This is a genomic window from Chromobacterium alkanivorans (assembly GCF_016937655.1).
GTDB lineage: Bacteria > Pseudomonadota > Gammaproteobacteria > Burkholderiales > Chromobacteriaceae > Chromobacterium > Chromobacterium alkanivorans.
This window is the reverse complement of the sequence record NZ_JAFHKL010000008.1, coordinates 152,604-169,334: the sequence shown is the minus strand read 5'-3', so window position 1 is coordinate 169,334 and position 16,731 is coordinate 152,604. Positions and strand designations below refer to the sequence as shown.

At 65.7% G+C, this 16,731-nt stretch carries 16 protein-coding genes; 11 read left to right on the top strand and 5 right to left on the bottom strand.

Annotated elements, in window-relative coordinates; translation table 11 throughout:
- The first annotated feature begins 29 nt into the window (after positions 1–29).
- The gene (locus JW897_RS15610; RefSeq protein WP_205466871.1) at positions 30–770 is read left to right on the top strand and encodes a substrate-binding periplasmic protein; all 741 of its coding nucleotides are present in this window, start codon (positions 30–32) and stop codon (positions 768–770) included.
- Position 771: 1 nt separating this feature from the next.
- Here the strand turns inward: JW897_RS15610 and JW897_RS15605 are convergent, their stop codons facing one another.
- A complete protein-coding gene (locus JW897_RS15605) occupies positions 772–1,701 on the bottom strand; it encodes a LysR family transcriptional regulator (RefSeq protein WP_048412558.1) in 930 nt (309 codons plus the stop codon).
- A gap of 32 nt (positions 1,702–1,733) precedes the next feature.
- Here JW897_RS15605 and metE point away from each other — a divergent pair, with 32 nt between their 5' ends.
- Complete coding sequence (gene metE / locus JW897_RS15600; RefSeq protein WP_420837269.1) at positions 1,734–4,088, top strand: 5-methyltetrahydropteroyltriglutamate--homocysteine S-methyltransferase; 2,355 nt, start codon at positions 1,734–1,736, stop codon at positions 4,086–4,088.
- Between the two features lie 63 nt (positions 4,089–4,151).
- On the opposite strand, the gene JW897_RS15595 is transcribed toward metE, so the two are convergent.
- The 3 genes from JW897_RS15595 to JW897_RS15585 form a co-directional block, all read right to left on the bottom strand.
- A complete protein-coding gene (locus JW897_RS15595; protein WP_048412556.1) occupies positions 4,152–4,610 on the bottom strand; it encodes a SixA phosphatase family protein in 459 nt (152 codons plus the stop codon).
- 113 nt (positions 4,611–4,723) lie between these two features.
- Positions 4,724–5,440: an LrgB family protein gene (locus JW897_RS15590; protein WP_205466869.1), complete on the bottom strand. Its 717-nt coding sequence runs from the start codon at positions 5,438–5,440 to the stop codon at positions 4,724–4,726.
- A complete protein-coding gene (locus JW897_RS15585) occupies positions 5,433–5,792 on the bottom strand; it encodes a CidA/LrgA family protein (protein ID WP_048412554.1) in 360 nt (119 codons plus the stop codon). The genes JW897_RS15590 and JW897_RS15585 overlap by 8 nt, the downstream gene beginning before the upstream one ends.
- Positions 5,793–5,923: 131 nt before the next feature.
- On the opposite strand from JW897_RS15585, the gene JW897_RS15580 reads away from it, so the two are divergent.
- The 3 genes from JW897_RS15580 (at position 5,924) to JW897_RS15570 (ending at position 7,699) form a co-directional block, all read left to right on the top strand.
- On the top strand, positions 5,924–6,451 hold the full coding sequence (locus JW897_RS15580) for a chorismate--pyruvate lyase family protein (protein ID WP_240352229.1): 528 nt from the start codon (positions 5,924–5,926) through the stop codon (positions 6,449–6,451).
- Complete coding sequence (gene ubiA / locus JW897_RS15575) at positions 6,448–7,320, top strand: 4-hydroxybenzoate octaprenyltransferase (protein ID WP_048412552.1); 873 nt, start codon at positions 6,448–6,450, stop codon at positions 7,318–7,320. The genes JW897_RS15580 and ubiA overlap by 4 nt, the downstream gene beginning before the upstream one ends.
- Positions 7,321–7,468: 148 nt before the next feature.
- A complete protein-coding gene (locus JW897_RS15570) occupies positions 7,469–7,699 on the top strand; it encodes a hypothetical protein (protein WP_019103844.1) in 231 nt (76 codons plus the stop codon).
- A gap of 125 nt (positions 7,700–7,824) precedes the next feature.
- Here JW897_RS15570 and JW897_RS15565 read toward each other — a convergent pair whose 3' ends face one another.
- Positions 7,825–8,121 (bottom strand): ArsR/SmtB family transcription factor, encoded by a 297-nt coding sequence (locus tag JW897_RS15565; protein WP_019100570.1) that lies wholly within the window; start codon positions 8,119–8,121, stop codon positions 7,825–7,827.
- A gap of 103 nt (positions 8,122–8,224) precedes the next feature.
- Between JW897_RS15565 and gpmI the strand changes: the two genes are divergently transcribed.
- The 6 genes from gpmI to ppk1 all read left to right on the top strand — a co-directional run bounded on the left by gpmI (position 8,225) and on the right by ppk1 (position 16,725).
- Positions 8,225–9,748, top strand: coding sequence for a 2,3-bisphosphoglycerate-independent phosphoglycerate mutase (gpmI, locus tag JW897_RS15560; protein WP_205466867.1), 1,524 nt, complete (start codon positions 8,225–8,227; stop codon positions 9,746–9,748).
- 245 nt (positions 9,749–9,993) lie between these two features.
- The gene (locus JW897_RS15555; protein ID WP_205466866.1) at positions 9,994–11,322 is read left to right on the top strand and encodes a murein hydrolase activator EnvC family protein; all 1,329 of its coding nucleotides are present in this window, start codon (positions 9,994–9,996) and stop codon (positions 11,320–11,322) included.
- A gap of 42 nt (positions 11,323–11,364) precedes the next feature.
- Entirely contained in the window at positions 11,365–12,789 is a 1,425-nt protein-coding gene (locus tag JW897_RS15550) for a S41 family peptidase (RefSeq protein ID WP_048412549.1), read from the top strand.
- Between the two features lie 142 nt (positions 12,790–12,931).
- The gene (gene argA, locus JW897_RS15545) at positions 12,932–14,236 is read left to right on the top strand and encodes an amino-acid N-acetyltransferase (protein WP_048412548.1); all 1,305 of its coding nucleotides are present in this window, start codon (positions 12,932–12,934) and stop codon (positions 14,234–14,236) included.
- A gap of 87 nt (positions 14,237–14,323) precedes the next feature.
- Positions 14,324–14,596, top strand: coding sequence for an oxidative damage protection protein (locus tag JW897_RS15540; protein WP_048412547.1), 273 nt, complete (start codon positions 14,324–14,326; stop codon positions 14,594–14,596).
- 71 nt (positions 14,597–14,667) lie between these two features.
- Complete coding sequence (gene ppk1 / locus JW897_RS15535) at positions 14,668–16,725, top strand: polyphosphate kinase 1 (RefSeq protein WP_205466865.1); 2,058 nt, start codon at positions 14,668–14,670, stop codon at positions 16,723–16,725.
- The last annotated feature ends 6 nt before the right edge of the window (positions 16,726–16,731 follow it).

Here is a 16,731-nt window from a genome sequence, read left to right as displayed (position 1 = left end):
AGCCATGATCATTCCGTAAGGGCTCGCCCATGTCCAAGTCCGCGCTGGCGCTGCTCACCCTGCTGGCCGGCGGGTGGGTCCATGCAGCTCCCGTTCTGCGCATCGTCGTCGGCAGCGCCGAACCGGCGCCCTTCATCCAACACGCCTCCGCCCAGCTGTCCGGCCCCGTCATCGAGCTCGCCCGGCAAGCGGCGGAACACTGCGGCCTGAACGCCCAGTTCCGGCAGCTGCCGGCGCGGCGGCTGCTGCGCAGCCTGGCGCTGGACCAGGCCGACGCCGCCGCCATGCTGTCCTTCCAGACTGACCGCGCCAAACAGATGCTCTACCCGATGCGCGACGGGCAGGCGGACAGCCGGCTCAGGCTGACCGCGCTGTCCTACGTGCTCTACATCCCGCAGGACTCAACGCTGCGCTGGGACGGCTACCGGCTGGACCTGCCCGAAGACGACAGCGTCGGCGTCAACCGCGGCTGGTCGGTCATCCGCGAGCTGAAGGCCCGCCGAATCCCGACCGAGGCCGGCGCCGATCTGGAGGAGAACTTCGCCAAGCTGCAGGCCGGGCGCATCGCCGCCTTCGCCATGCATGAACCCGGCGGCGACGCCTATCTGGCGCAACACCCGCAACTGCGCATGAAAAAGCTGCTGCCGCCGCTGAAAACCGAAAACAACTATCTGGTGTTCGGCAAGGCTTACGGCCAGGCGCATCCGGAGCGCATGCGCTGCGTCTGGCGGCAGTTGCCGCCGCTGCGCCGGCAACTGGCCCTGCCCTGAATCAGCCGGCCGCGCCCAGCGGCGTCAGCCCCGGCAGAGTGGCGAAGCTCTGCTCCCGCACCGTGGCCAGAAAATCCTGCATATAGGCCAGCCCGCCGTCGTCGTCGCGCACCGCGGCGTACAGCTCGCTGCTCAGCCCGCGCTCGCCTATCGGCCGCGCCACCACGTAGCCGCGCTCCAGATAGGGCTTGACCGCCCAGTAAGGCAAGGCCGCCACCCCGCGGCGGCTGGCCACTAGCTGGATGATGGCGATGGTCAGCTCGCTGCTGCGCCGCGCCGGATTGACGCCCGCCGGGCGCAAGACCTTGCGCATCAGGTCCAGCATCTCGTCCGGCACCGGGTAATGGATCAGCGTTTCTCCGGCGAAATCCTCCGCCAGCCAGCAGCGCTTGTTCGCCAACGGGTGATCCCGCGCCACGATGCCCACCATCTCGTAAGCGAACAGCGGCTGGTAATCGACGCCGGCCTGAGGCTCCACCTCGGACACGATGGCGAGATCCGCCCGGTGGCTGAGCAACAGGCTGACCGGATCGGTGTGGAATCCGGACACGATGTCCAGCTCCACGCCCGGCCAGTGCTGGCGAAACGCGTCCATCGCCGGCATCAGCCAGTCGAAGCAGGTATGGCACTCCACCGCCACCCGCAACTCGCCGGCCTCGCCCTGGCGCAGCCGCGCCAGATCGCGCTCCGCCGCCGCCACCCGGGCGTTCAGATCATGGGCCAGCGTCAGCAGACGTTCGCCGGCGGCGGTGAAGCGCAGCGGCTGGGTCTTGCGCTCGAACAAGCCCATGCCGTAGGCCTGCTCCAGCTGTTTGAGCTGATGCGACAAGGCGGACTGAGTCAGGAACAGCCGGCTGGCGGCCAGGGACACGCTGCCGGTTTCGGCCAGCGCCAGCAGGGTGCGCAGATGTCTAATCTCCAGAACGCTCATTATGAATTCATTTCATATTAACTGGCAAAATAATGAGTTTGTATCATACAGCAGCTTGCGCAATGCTAGGGACATCTCGAACCAAGGAGTCCACCATGACCACCCTGCACTTGCTCGGCTTCCCCCGCATCGGCGCCAAGCGCGAACTGAAAACCCTGCTGGAAAACTACTGGAAAAACGACATCGACGAAGCCGCGCTGCTGGGCGGCGCGCGCGAACTGCGCCAGCGCCACTGGCTGCTGCAAAAAGGCGCCGGCGTGGAACTGTCCCCGGTAGGCGACTTCTCCTTGTACGACCACGTGCTGGACGCGCAACTGCTGGTGGGCGCAGTGCCGCCGCGCTTCGGCTTCGACGCCGCCAAGCTCAGCACCGAGCAATATTTCCAACTGGCGCGCGGCAACGCCGGCCAGCCGGCGCTGGAAATGACCAAGTGGTTCGACACCAACTACCACTATCTGGTGCCGGAATGGCATGCCGACACCGCCTTCCAAGCGCAGCCGGAACGCTTGCTGGCGCAAGTGCGCGAAGCCCAGGCGCTGGGCCTGCGCGCCAAGCCGGTGCTGCTGGGGCCGCTGTCGCTGCTGTGGCTGGGCAAGGCCAAGCACGCCGGCCTGGACAAGCTGTCCTTGCTGCCCGCCCTGCTGCAGGCTTATCGCGAGGTGCTGGCCGCGCTGGCGGCGGCCAAGGTGGAGTGGGTGCAGATCGACGAGCCCATCCTGGCCCTGGACCTGCCGCCGGAATGGCTGGCCGCCTTCGAGCCCGCCTACCGTCAACTGCAAGACGCGCCGCTGCGTCTGCTGCTGGCCACCTACTTCGGCAGCGTCGCCGAACACGCGGAACTACTGCAACGCTTGCCGGTGGCCGGCCTGCACCTGGACCTGGTGCGCGCGCCGCTGCAACTGGCGGCCTTCGCCGACGGCTGGCCTCAGGACAAGGTGCTGTCCGCCGGCGTCATCGACGGACGCAATATCTGGCGCGCCGACCTGTCCCGCGTGCTGGCCAGCCTGCAACCGCTGGCCGCCGACCTGGGCGAACGGCTGTGGATCGCCCCCAGCTGCTCGCTGCTGCACACCCCCTTCGACCTGGCCGCGGAAACCCAGCTCGACGTCGACGTCAAGACCTGGCTCGCCTTCGCGGTGCAAAAGCTCAATGAGCTGAAAGTGCTGAAACGCGGCGTGGAGCAAGGCCGCGACGCCATCGCCAATGAATTGGCCGGCAGCGACTACGCTCGTCAGCAGCGCGCCGCCAGCCCGCTGATCCACCGCCCCGACGTCCAGCAGCGGCTGGCCGAGCTGCCGGCCGACGCCGACCGCCGCCACAGCGCCTATCCGGCGCGCGCCGCCGCGCAGCAAGCCTGGCTCAAGCTGCCGCTGCTGCCCACCACCACCATAGGCTCCTTCCCGCAAACCGCGGCCATCCGCGGCGCCCGGGCCGCCTTCAAGCGCGGCGAGTTGTCCGCCGACGCCTACCGCCAGGCGATGCAGCAGGAAATCGAGCTGGCGATCCGCCGCCAGGAGGCGCTGGACATCGACGTGCTGGTGCACGGCGAGGCCGAGCGCAACGACATGGTGGAATACTTCGGCGAACAATTGTCCGGCTTCGTGTTCACCGCCGGCGGCTGGGTGCAGAGCTACGGCAGCCGCTGCGTGAAGCCGCCCATCCTGTTCGGCGACGTGGCGCGGCCGCAAGCGATGACCGTGGAATGGGCGGAATACGCGCAAAGCCTGACTCCGCGCCCGGTCAAGGGCATGCTCACCGGCCCGGTCACCATCCTGCAGTGGAGCTTTGTCCGCAACGACCTGCCGCGCGGCGAAGTCTGCCGCCAGATCGCCCTGGCGCTGAACGACGAAGTCCGCGACCTGGAAACCGCCGGCATCCGCGTGATCCAGATCGACGAGCCGGCGATCCGCGAAGGCCTGCCGCTGAAGCGCGCCGACCGCGCCGCCTACCTGGACTGGGCCGGCCAGGCCTTCCGCCTGTCTTGCCACGCCGTGGCCGACGCCACCCAGATCCACACCCATATGTGCTATTCGGAATTCGGCGACATCCTGCCGGCCATCGCCGCGCTGGACGCGGACGTGATCACCATAGAAACCTCGCGTTCCGACATGGAGCTGCTGCAGGACTTCGGCCACTTCCGCTACCCCAACGCCATCGGCCCCGGCGTCTACGACATCCACAGCCCGCGGGTGCCGCCGGAAGCCGAAATCCAACAGCTGCTGGAAAAGGCGCTGCAGGTGATCGAGCCGGAAAAACTGTGGGTCAACCCCGACTGCGGCCTGAAAACCCGCGGCTGGCCGGAAGTGGAGGCCGCGCTCTCCAGCATGGTCAAAGTCAGCAAGACGCTGCGCCAACGTCTGGCGCAGGAGGCCGACGCCGTGGTTTGAAACATCTAATCCGCCGGCATAAAGAAAAGGCCCCTCGATCGAGGGGCCTTTTTACCTTCCGACTCAGGGCTGCAACATGCCCGGCGTCATCATCGCCTTCAAGCGCGTCTGTTCTATGCCGTGGCGCTCGCGGTGGCTCAGCCACCAGATCGAGCCCTTCTTCACGCTCCACAACTGCTGCTGCTCGGACAACAGGCTGGACGTCAGCCAGCCGATATAGGGCTGATGGCCGACCAGCACCACGGTGCGGTTGGCCTCCGGCCAGCCTATCGCCTCCAGCACCTCTTCCGGCGACGCCGTCGGGTTCAGAGCCGGCAGCGTCTGAAAGCTTTTCGCCAGCAAGGCCGCCGTCTGCTGCGAACGCTTGGCCTCCGAGGCCAGCAGCAGATAATCACGCGGCAGGCGCACCCGCAGCCAGGCCGCCATCTGGCTCGCCTGCTGCTGCCCGCGCCGCGTCAGCGCCCTCGCCAGATCATCGGAGCCGTCCTCGGCCTCGGCGTGGCGCCACAAAATCAAATCCATACACACCCCTCGTTAAAATATTCTCAATCCAGGCGCAAGCGGGCCAAGTCGAGCACCCGCCCCAGGCGGGATGCGCGGCTTGGCGCGACTGCGAAATAAAAGCCGCCGGCCCACTACAACGGAAACAGCGCCAACAGCAAGGGCACCAACAAGGCGGTGAACACCCCGTTCAAGCCCATAGCCAGACCGGCGAAGGCGCCCGCAGTCTCCGACAGCTGAAACACCCGCGCCGTTCCAATCCCGTGCGCGGAGATGCCGGTGGCCACCCCCAGCGCCACATCGTCGCGCAGCCGCAGGCCGTTGAACAGCGGCCGCGCCGCCACCGCGCCGAAAATGCCGGACAGGATCACGCACATCGCCGCCAGCTCGGGCACCCCGCCCACGCTTTGCGACACGCTCATCGCGATCGGCGTGGTCACCGCCCGCGTGCTCAGCGACAACAGCACCTCCCGCGGCAAGCCGAACAGCCAGCCGAAGCCCACCGCGCTGACGATGCCGGTGACGCCGCCCAGGGCGATGCTCAGCGCCAGCGGCCCCGCCGCGCGCTTGAGCCGGCTCAGATTGCCGTACAAGGGCACCGCCAGCGCCACCGTCGCCGGCCCCAGCAACATCTGTATCCACTGCGCGCCCTGCATGTACTGGCGGTAATCGGTGCGCGTCAGCAGCAGCCAGCCCAGCACCAGCAGCACCCCGATCAACACCGGATTGGACAAGGGATGACCGCGGCAGCGGCGATTAAACCCCAAGGCCAGCCGGTAAGCCAGCAAGGTGACGAAAACGCCGGTCAACGGCGACTCCCGCAGCGCGGACAGCACGCCGGCGCTAATCATGCCCTCCTCCGCGCCGCCGCCGCGCCAGCATCCAGTGCAAGGCCAGCCCCGGCACCAGCAAGGTGCTCAGCGTAGACAAGACCAGCACCGCGGCCAGGCTCGCGCCGTAATCCGCCAGCAGCGCCTGGTAAGCCAGCACCGCGCCGCCGGCCGGAATGAACAGCAAGGACATGTGCGCGAGAAAGCGCGGCGCATGAGTCTGCAGCGTGACCGGCACCCCGCGACGCGCACACAAGGTGGCGAACAAGAGCAGCATGCCCAAGACCGGCCCCGGCACCGGCACGCCCAGGCCGCGCGACAAGACCTCTCCCGCCAATTGATACCCCAACAGCCACAGCGCCGTCTCCATCATGCGATCTTCCTCCTTCCGCCGATGACGCCATGATAATGCGCCGGCTCGCGCTTGGGGATAGACAGATGGACGCGCGCCGCGCCACAGAAGGAGCGGGACAAGCCCCCGCCGGCTTTGGCATAATGCGCGCCATGCCCCATCACCCACTCTGGCTGCCGCAGCCGCCCGCGCTGTCCGCCGCCGCGCAATCCTGTCTCACCGAAGCCGGCTCGCTGACCGAACGGCTGCAAAGCACCGGCCGCCGCTTCGCCGTGCGCGTGTTGCGGCAAGGACCGGACGCCTGCCTGGAAGACGAGGCGCCGTCGCTTGGCCTCGCCGCCGGCGCGCCGCTGCACGCCCGCGAGGTGGCGCTGACCCTGGACGACACCCCGGTGGTGTTCGCCCGCAGCGTCACCCGCCTGGACTGCGCGGCCTGGCAACCCATTCTAGACCGCGGCAGCCGTTCGCTGGGTCTGACATTGTTCGGCGGCCTGCCCGATTTGCAGCGCGACCCGCTGCGTTACCGCCTCATCGCCGCCGACCATCCGCTGTTCGCGCCGGCGGCCCGCCTCAGCCCGCACGCCAGCTACCCGGCGCGGCGCTGCCGCTTCCTGCTGCGGCAAGCGCCGCTGCTGGTGTGTGAACTCTTTTTGCCGGAGCTGGAGAATTTCTTGCGATGAACGCCGCCCGCCTCAATGAACGTCTGACCGTTTACATGCAGCTGATGCGCATGGACAAGCCCATCGGCACCTTCCTGCTGCTTTGGCCGACGCTGTGGGCGCTGCTGATCGCCGGCCAGGGCCGGCCCGACCCGCTGATCGTGCTGATCTTCGTCGTCGGCACCTTTCTGATGCGCTCGGCCGGCTGCGTGATCAACGACTACGCGGACCGCGACTTCGACGGCCATGTGGCGCGCACCCGGCTGCGGCCGTTCGCCCGCGGCGCGGTCGGCAAGAAGGAAGCCCTGCTGCTGGCTGCCGGCCTGGCCCTGCTGTCGCTGCTGCTGATCCTGCCGCTGAACGGCCTGACCCTGCTGCTGAGCGTGCCGGCCCTGTTCATCGCCGCCAGCTACCCGTTCACCAAGCGTTTCTTCCCGCTGCCGCAAGCCTATCTGGGCCTGGCCTTCTCCTTCGGCATTCCGATGGCCTTCGCCGCCCAGACCGGCGAAGTGCCGGCGCTGGCCTGGCTGCTGTTGCTGGCCAACGCCAGCTGGACGCTGGCCTACGACACCGCTTACGCCATCAGCGACAAGCCGGACGACCTCAAGATCGGCATCAAGACCTCGGCGATCACCTTCGGCGACTACGACGTGCCGGCGATCATGCTGTTCCACGCCGTCTTCCTCGCGCTGATGGCCGGCATCGGCCGGCACCTGGCGCTGAGCTGGCCTTTTTACCTGTCCCTGCTGATCTCCGCCGTCTTGATGGCCAGGCAGTACCTGGACATCCGGGAACGCGACCGCGCCGCCTGCTTCAAGGCTTTCCTCGACAACAACCGTGTTGGCGCGGCCATCCTCGCCGGCGTGGCGCTCAGCTACTGGCTGCCGTAAAACCCAATGTCATCATTTTCGGCGCGACGACATTATGTGAATCTTTGTGAACTTTTCGAAAAGGGTTTAATCCCAGAAAAGGCATATTCCACCCATTTGGAATTGCAGCCGACATGCACCACCGGCTTCACACAAGAAAGGACATATCATGAAACTGATTTCCGCTCTGATCGCCGCTGCTTTCGCCACCAGCGCCCTGGCCGCCACCCCGGCGTCCGCGCCCGCCGCCGAAAAGAAAATGGAGCACAAGGCCGAACACAAGCAGGCCGCCAAAAAGCACCACAAGAAGCACGCTTCGGCTCCCGCGCACCACAAGAAATCCGGCCACAAGCATTCGGGAAAGAAAGCTGAACACAAGGCGGCTTCCGCCGCCAAGTAATTGACCGCCGGGCCGCCGGCCCAGCGCAAAAACGCCGCGGCTCGCCATGAGCCGCGGCGTTTTCATATCCGGGTACGATCATAGGGCCGGCCAGACGCCGGCGCGGGCCTCAGCCGGGCGGCGACTTATTCGCCGAAGCCACAGAACACCTCGCGCATCATCTTCAAGACCTCCAGCGTGCGGATGTCGCCAACGCGGTAATAAACGCGGTTGGCGTCCTTGCGCGTGCGCAACACGCCCTTGTCGCGCATAATGGCCAAATGCTGAGAAATATTGCTCTGCGACGTGCCCACCTGCTCGACTATATCCTGCACGCTCACTTCCTGGTCTTCCAGCACCGATATGATCTTCAAACGCAGCGGGTGCGACATGGCCTTCATCGCCCTCGAGGTCTGCTCGATCTGGTCATCGTTGAACAGCAAGGCTTCTCTCCCTGTAGAGTCATTTTATTTAGTCTGACTGCGGTACAATACTACACAAAATCCAATACCATCAAGATTTTCTAATATTCAGAATGTGAATGCCATGAAATCCATCAAACCGGTGTTGTTGTTGATTCTCGACGGTTTTGGCCATCGCACCGAAGGCGATGACAACGCTATTCTTCATGCCTCGATGCCTAATTGGAATCGTCTGCGCCAGACCTTCCCCTACGGCACCATCAACGCCTCGGAAAACTTCGTCGGCCTGCCCTCCGGCCAGTTCGGCAATTCCGAGGTGGGCCACCTCAACATCGGCGCCGGCCGCGTGGTGCAACAGGACATCAGCCGCATCGACTGCGACATCGAAGACGGCCGCTTCGCCGCCAATCCCGCGCTGGTTTCCGGTATCGCCAAGGCCAAGGACTCGACGCTGCACATCATGGGCCTGCTGTCCGACGGCGGCGTTCACAGCCATGAAAACCACATTCATTCGCTGATCCGCGCGGCCCAGGCCGCCGGCGTCGCGCGCATCCTCGTGCACGCCTTCCTGGACGGGCGCGACACGCCGCCGCGCAGCGCCAAGACCTATCTGCAACGGCTGGACGCGGTGCTGGCCGAATGCCCGGCCGCGCGGCTGGCGTCCGTGAGCGGCCGCTACTGGGCGATGGACCGCGACAAGCGCTGGGAACGCGTGGAGCCGGCTTATCGGCTGCTGGTGGAAGGCGAAGGCCTGTTCCACGCGCGCAGCGGCCTGGAAGCGCTGGAAGCCGCCTACGCCCGCGACGAGAACGACGAATTCGTCAAGGCCACCGCCATCGGCGAAGCCGCCAAGATGCGGGACGGCGACGTCGTGGTGTTCATGAACTTCCGCGCCGACCGCGCGCGCCAACTGGTCAGCGCGCTGACCGACCCGACCTTCGACGGCTTCAAGGCGCGCCAGCCCAAGTTCGCCGACTTCGTCACCCTGACCTCCTACGGCGAAGCCTACAGCCGCCTGTCCATCGCCTACCCGCCGCAGAAAATCAGCAACGGCTTCGGCGAATACCTGGCCAGCCAGGGCCTGAAGCAGCTGCGCATCGCCGAAACCGAGAAATACCCGCACGTCACCTATTTCTTCAACGGCGGCGAGGAGCAGGTCTATCCCGGCGAGGACCGCATCCTGGTGCAGTCGCCCAAGGTGGCCACCTACGACCTGCAACCGGAAATGAGCGCCGGCGAAGTCACCGACAAAATCGTCGCCGCCATCGCCTCCGGCCAATACCAGGCCATCATCTGCAACTACGCCAACGGCGACATGGTGGGCCACAGCGGCATCTTCGACGCCGCGGTCAAGGCGGTGGAAGCGCTGGACGGCTGCGTCGGCCGCTGCGTGGAAGCGATGCGCGCCGCCGGCGGCGAGGTGCTGATCACCGCCGACCACGGCAACTGCGAGCAAATGTACGACGCCGAGCACCACCAGCCGCATACCCAGCACACCTTGAGCCCGGTGCCCTTCCTCTATGTCGGCCGTCCGGCCCGGATTCGCGCCGGCGGCTCGCTGCGCGACATCGCGCCGTCGCTGCTGGCGATGATGGGCCTGGAACAACCAGCGGAGATGAGCGGTCAATCGCTGATCGAATTCCAATAAGAATCTGTTCTAAAGTCTGCCGCGCTTCGACGACGCGACGTTGAAAACGCTTTCAGAATGCTGATGTGCCCCTTGTACATTCCGCTTCTTCAAGCGTTTCCGCCTTGTCTCGCTCTTGCTCGCGAGACTTTTGAACAGGCTCCAAGACCCGCCGCCGCCGGCCCCGCCGGCGACAAGGCGCCGGACGCCTCGCTCGAGGACGAAGCGTTCGGTTCGCGGCCCAAGCAGAAAGCATATTCCCGGCCATGAAACCCTATGTCCTGATGGCGGCCTTGATCGCCGGAACCAGCCACGCCGCGCCTCCGGCCTCCGCCGCGCTGTCCACCGCCCCGCACCAGCAAGACCTCAAGTCGGTGCGCAAGGAAATCGACACGCTGAAAAAAGACATCGCCCAAAAACAGGCGGTGCAAAAAGAAGCGCAATCGGCGATCAAGGAGTCGGAACAAGCCATTAGCCAGACCAACCAGGCGCTGGTAACGCTCGAGAAAAAACAGAACAACTCCGAACAGCAGCTGGAGGCGCTGCGCGCCCAGATCAACGCCAGCCGCAACAGCCTGGCCGCGGTGCGCCAACGCGTAGGCCAGATGCTGGCGCGCCAGTACAAGAGCGGCCAGCACGACGCGATGAAGCTGATGATGAACGCGAACGATCCCAATCAGAGCGCGCGCGACCTCGCCTACTATCAGCACATCGCCCGCGCCCAGCAGCAATTGGTCGCCCAGCTGATCACCCACCAGCACGAGCTGGAAGCGCTGTCCTTCCAACTGGAGCAGGAACTGGCGCGGCTCAACTCGCTGTCGAACCGCAAGAGCCAGGAAAAGACCTCGCTGCAACAGGACAAGGCCAGCCAGCAGCAAGAACTCAACAAGGTCACCGGCGAGATCAAGTCCGGGCAGAGCAAGCTCAGCCAGTTGCAGGAAAACGAAAAACGCCTGACCGGCCTGATCGCCCAGATCAACAAGGAAATCCAGCGCCGCCGCGCCGAGATCGCGCGCAAGGCGGCGGAAGAGCGCAAGGCCAGGCTGGCCGCCGCTCGCGAAGCCGCGCGCAAGGAAAACGAGCGCCGCCGCAAACTGGCGGAAAACGCCAAGAAGCAAGGCAAACCGGTGCCGGAGGAAGCCAAGCAGACGGTCACGGTGAAAGAGGAAGCGATCACCGACGTGGCCGACGACAGCGCCGCCGGCCGCGCCTTCGTCAGCCTGCAGGGCCGGATGAAAATGCCGGTGGCCGGACAATTGGTCGGCCGCTTCGGCAAACCGCGCCAACAGGGGGTCAGCTGGAAAGGCGTGTTCATCCAGACCGCCAGCGGCACTCCGGTGCGCAGCGTGGCCGACGGCACCGTGGTGTTCGCCGATCAACTGCGCGGTTTCGGCAACGCCATTCTGGTCGATCACGGCGGCAACTACATGACGGTCTATACCGGACTATCGGTGATAGGCAAATCCGTGGGCAGCGGCGTCAAGGCCGGCGACACGATCGGCAACACAGGAACACTGGACAGCGGCGAATCCGGCCTGTACTTTGAAATCCGACACATGGGACGCCCCCTAAACCCGCAAGCCTGGGCGCGCTGAGCCAGGCAACGGAGACAGATAACAAACATGAGCAGCCAAAGAATGAAGAAGATTGCCTGGCTAGTGGCCGGCGCCATGGCCGGCGGCGTGCTGACGCTGAGCATGCAAGCCTTTGCCGACAAGGGCGAATCCCCGCTGCCGCTGAGCGAGCTGCGCACCTTCGCCGAAGTGTTTGGCCGCATCAAGCAGGACTACGTCGACCCGGTGGAAGACAAGAAGCTGATCACCGCGGCCATCAAGGGCATGCTGACCGGCCTGGACCCGCACTCCGACTACATGGACCCGGACGCGTTCAAGGAGCTGAAGGAAGGCACCCAGGGCGAATTCGGCGGACTCGGCATCGAGATCGGCGCCGAGGACGGCCTGGTCAAGGTGGTGTCGCCGATCGAGGACACCCCGGCGCAGAAGGCCGGCATCAAGAGCGGCGACCTGATCATCAAGATCGACGACACCCCGGTGCGCGGCCTGTCGCTGACCGACGCGGTGAAGAAAATGCGCGGCAAGCCGGGCACCAAGGTCACGCTGACCATCGCCCGCAAAACGGAAACCAAGCCCCTGGTGTTCACGCTGGCGCGCGCGGTGATCAAGACCAAGAGCGTCAAGTACAAGCTGCTGGAGCCGGACTTCGGCTATGTGCGCATCACCCAGTTCCAGGAGCACACCTCCGAGGACCTGGCCGCCGGCGTGCAGGCGCTGTACAAGGAAAACAAGCAGGCGCTGAAAGGCCTGGTGCTGGATCTGCGCGACGACCCGGGCGGCCTGCTCAACGGCGCGGTGGGCGTGTCCGCCGCCTTCCTGGCCAAGAACCAGCTGGTGGTCTACACCGAGGGCCGCACCCCGGACGCCAAGATGCGGCTGACCGCCAATCTGCAGAACTACGCGCGCCCCAACGGCAGCGACCCGCTGGCCCGCTTGCCGGTGGAAGCCCGCAACGTGCCGCTGGTGGTGCTGGTCAACGGCGGCTCCGCCTCGGCGTCTGAAATCGTCGCCGGCGCGCTGCAGGACCACAAGCGCGCGGTGCTGGTGGGCACCCAGACTTTTGGCAAGGGCTCGGTGCAGTCCATCATGCCGCTGGGCAACGCCGGCGGCATCAAGCTGACCACCGCCCGCTACTTCACGCCCAACGGCCGCTCGATCCAGGCCAAGGGCATCGTGCCGGACGTGGTGGTGGAGGACGGCACGCTGACCGCGGCGGAACAGGCCATCCGCGTGCGCGAAGCCGATCTGGAAAACCACTTGGCCAATCCCAACGGCGAGGACAAGCCGGCGCCCAAGAGCAGCGCCAAGCCGGCGTCGCAGCCGGCCCCCGCCCCGCTCAAGCCGGCGGACGACGGCAAGGACAAGGCCAAGCCGGAGGAGAAGAGCCAGTTCGGCCCGCGCGATCCCAACCCGAAAAACGACAACCAGCTGTCGCAGGCGCTGAACATCCTCAAGGTCCAGCAGATCCTGCAGAAAAAAGGCGGCTGAGCCCGCCGCGGCGGCCATTCGGCGCCCCTGGTTTCCCCAGGGGCGTTTTTCATCCGTCCCCGTCATTGTCCGCCTGCAAAACACCGTCATTCCTGCTACGCTATCCGGCTCAACCCTAGTTTCCCGGCCGGAGCCGCAGCCCATGCTTACCCGCGAGTTCGTGCTTTCCTTTCGCGAAGCCGCCCCCTACATCAACGCCTACCGCGGCAAGACCTTCGTGCTGGCCGTCAGCGGCGAAACCCTGCAGGACGGCGAATTCTCCAGCCTGGCCCAGGACATCAACCTCTTGGTCAGCCTGGGCGTGCGCATCGTGCTGGTGCACGGCATCCGCCCGCAGATCGAAGGCCTGCTGAAACGCCACGGCATCGCCCGCCTGTTCCACCGCGACCGCCGCGTCACCGACGCCGCCACCATGGACGTGGTCAAGCAGGCGGCCGGCGCCACCCGCTGCGACATCGAGGCGCTGCTGTCCATGGGCATGCCCAATTCGCCGATGCACGGCGCCCATCTGCGCGTGGCCGGCGGCAATTTCGTCACCGCCCAGCCGCTGGGCGTGCTGGACGGCGTGGACATGCAATACACCGGCCAGGTGCGCCGCGCCGACGGCGCCGCCATCCGCGCCCGCCTGGACCACGGCGAACTGGTGCTGCTGTCCCCCATCGGCTATTCGCTGACCGGCGAGGCCTTCAACCTGACCATGGAAGAACTGGCCACCCACGTCGCCATCACCCTGAAGGCGGAGAAGCTGATCTTCGTGATCGAGCAACGCGGCGTGATGCTGGACGAGGAGCTGATCAGCACGCTGACCGCGCAACAGGCCGAAGACCTGCTGGCCTCCGGCCGGCTGCAGGACGACGTCAGCGCCTACCTGCCCTACGCCATCCGCGCCACCCGCGAAGGCATTCCGCGCGCCCACTTGATCAGCCGCCACGCCGACGGCGCGCTGCTGGTGGAGCACTTCACCCGCGGCGGCAACGGCACCATGATCGCCCGCGATCCGCTGGTGCGGGTGCGCAACGCCAGCATCGAAGACATCGGCGACATCATCGGCCTGATCCAGCCGCTGGAAGAGCAAGGCGTGCTGGTCAAGCGCAGCCGCGAACACTTGGAAGTGGAGATAGGCGAATACTCGGTGCTGGAACACGACGGCAAGATCTACGGCTGCGTGGCCATGCACTCCTTCGCCGACGCTGGCACCGCCGAGCTGGCCTGCCTGGCGGTAGCGCAGGACAAGCGCGACGGCGGCTTTGGCGAGATGCTGCTCAAACACGTGGAATACCAGGCGCGCACCCAGGGCCTGCAATCGCTGTTCGTGCTCACCACCCAGACCGCGCACTGGTTCGTCGAGCGCGGCTTCGCCGAGGCGGACAAGAGCGCGCTGCCGCTGGCGCGGCAGCAGTTCTACAACTATCAGCGCCGCTCCAAAGTTTTCGTCAAGGTCTTGTAAGACTGGGGCCGCGTCGAGGTTGGAAGCGTTTCATCTCTGTGACACAATATTGAATTAACCTTTTTCCGATATTTTAAGGATTGCGCCATGAGCAGAACCGTCAATTGCGTCAAGCTGGGCCGCGAAGCCGAAGCCCTCGACTTCCCGCCGCTGCCGGGCGAACTGGGCAAGCGAGTGTTTGACAGCGTTTCCAAGGAAGCCTGGCAAGGCTGGCTGCGCTATCAGACCATGCTGATCAACGAAAACCGCCTGAGCCTGGCCGACGCCCGCGCCCGCCAGTACCTGGCCGCGCAGCTGGAAGCCTACTTCTTCGGCGACGGCGCCGACGCTCCCGCCGGCTATACTCCGCCGCAGAACTAATCGCCATGCCCAGCCCTCCAAGCGAGGGCTTTGTTTTTCCCTGAACTCTCCACCGTTGGCTTGAACCCCGTATGTCACACACGCAAGACCTGCTGATCAATCGCGAACTTGGCCTTCTCGAATTCAACCGCCGCGTGCTGGCCCAGGCGGAAGACGCCAATCTGCCGCTGCTGGAACGGCTGAAATTCCTGTGCATCGTGTCCTCCAACATGGACGAGTTCTTCGAAGTGCGCGTGGCCTGGCTGCAGGAAACCGCCGAGGCCACCCCGGAACGCATCCTGGCCGACGGCTCCACGCCGGAGCAGGCGCTGGCCAAGGTGGCCACCGCCGCGCACCAGCTGGTGCGCGACCAGTACGCGGTGATGAGCGAAGTGCTGTTTCCGGCGCTGCGCGAGGAAAACATCATCTTCCTGCGCCGCAATGAATGGAGCCCGGCGCAACAGCAATGGGTGAAGGATTTCTTCTTCCGCGAGCTGATGCCCATCCTGACCCCGATCGGGCTCGATCCGTCCCATCCCTTCCCCAAGGTGCTGAACAAGTCCTTGAACTTCGCGGTGGAACTGGAAGGCCGCGACGCCTTCGGCCGCGCCTCCGGCATCGCCATCGTGCAGGCGCCGCGCATCCTGCCGCGGGTAATCAAATTGCCGGCGGACGTCAGCGACGGCCACCGCCACACCTTCGTCTTCCTGTCCTCCATCCTGCACTCCCATGTGCACGAACTGTTCAGCGGCATGGCGGTCAAGGGCTGCTACCAGTTCCGCGTCACCCGCGACAGCGAGCTGACGGTGGAAGACGAAGACGTGAAGAACCTGCGCACCGCCTTGCAGGGCGAGTTGCGCCAGCGCCAGTTCGGCGACGCGGTGCGGCTGGAGATCGCCGACACCTGCCCGGCGCACATGGAAGAATTCCTGCTGACCCAGTTCAACCTCAAGCCGCGCGACGTCTACCGCGTCAACGGCCCGGTCAATCTGGTGCGGCTGATGCAGGTGCCGGACCTGGTGGATCGGCCGGACCTGAAATTCACGCCCTTCATCCCCACGCTGCCGGAGATGCTGCGCAAGAAGACGCCGCTGTTCGACGCCATCCGCAAGGGCGACATCCTGCTGCACCACCCGTTCCAGAGCTTCCAGCCCGTCATCGACATGCTGACGCTGGCCGCGTCCGATCCGCACGTGGTGGCCATCAAGATGACGGTCTACCGCACCGGCACCGACTCGGTGCTGATGGAGTCGCTGATCGCCGCCGCCCGCGCCGGCAAACAGGTGACCGTGGTGGTGGAGCTGATGGCGCGCTTCGACGAGGAAGCCAATATCGGCTGGGCCAGCCGGCTGGAAGACGCCGGCGCCCACGTGGTCTACGGCGTGATCGGCTACAAGGTGCACGCCAAGATGCTGATGGTGGTGCGCCGCGAAGAGCACGGCCTGCGCCGCTACGTGCACCTGGGCACCGGCAACTACCACCCGCGCACCGCCCGCCTCTACACCGACTTCGGCCTGCTGACCTGCAACGAGCAAATCGCCAGCGACGTCAACGACATCTTCGTGCAGCTGACCGGCCTGGGCCGCGCCAGCCAGCTCAAGCTGCTGTTCCAGAGCCCGTTCACGCTGCACAGCATGGTGATGGAGGCGATAGACCGCGAAATCGCCCACGCCCAGGCCGGCAAGCCGGCGCAGATCATCGCCAAGATGAACGCCTTGCTGGAAAGCCAGGTGATCCACGCGCTGTACCGCGCCAGCCAGGCCGGGGTCAAGATTCAGCTGATCGTGCGCGGCGTGTGCGCGCTGCGGCCCGGCGTGCCCGGGCTGTCCGACAACATCGTCGTGCGCTCCATCGTCGGCCGCTTCCTGGAGCACCCGCGCGTGTTCTACTTCCACAACGACCGCAAGGAAGACCTGCTGATCGCCAGCGCCGACTGGATGGGCCGCAACTTCTTCCGCCGCATCGAAACCTGCGTGCCCATCGTCGACGCCAAGCTCAAGCGCCGGGTGATCAAGGAGGCGCTGCGCCTCTACCTGGACGACAACGTCAACGCCTGGGACATGCAGCCGGACGGCAGCTACAAACGCCGCACTTCGCGCGGCAAGCTGCATTGCGCGCAATTGCAGCTGCTGGAAGAGTACACCCGCTGACACCCG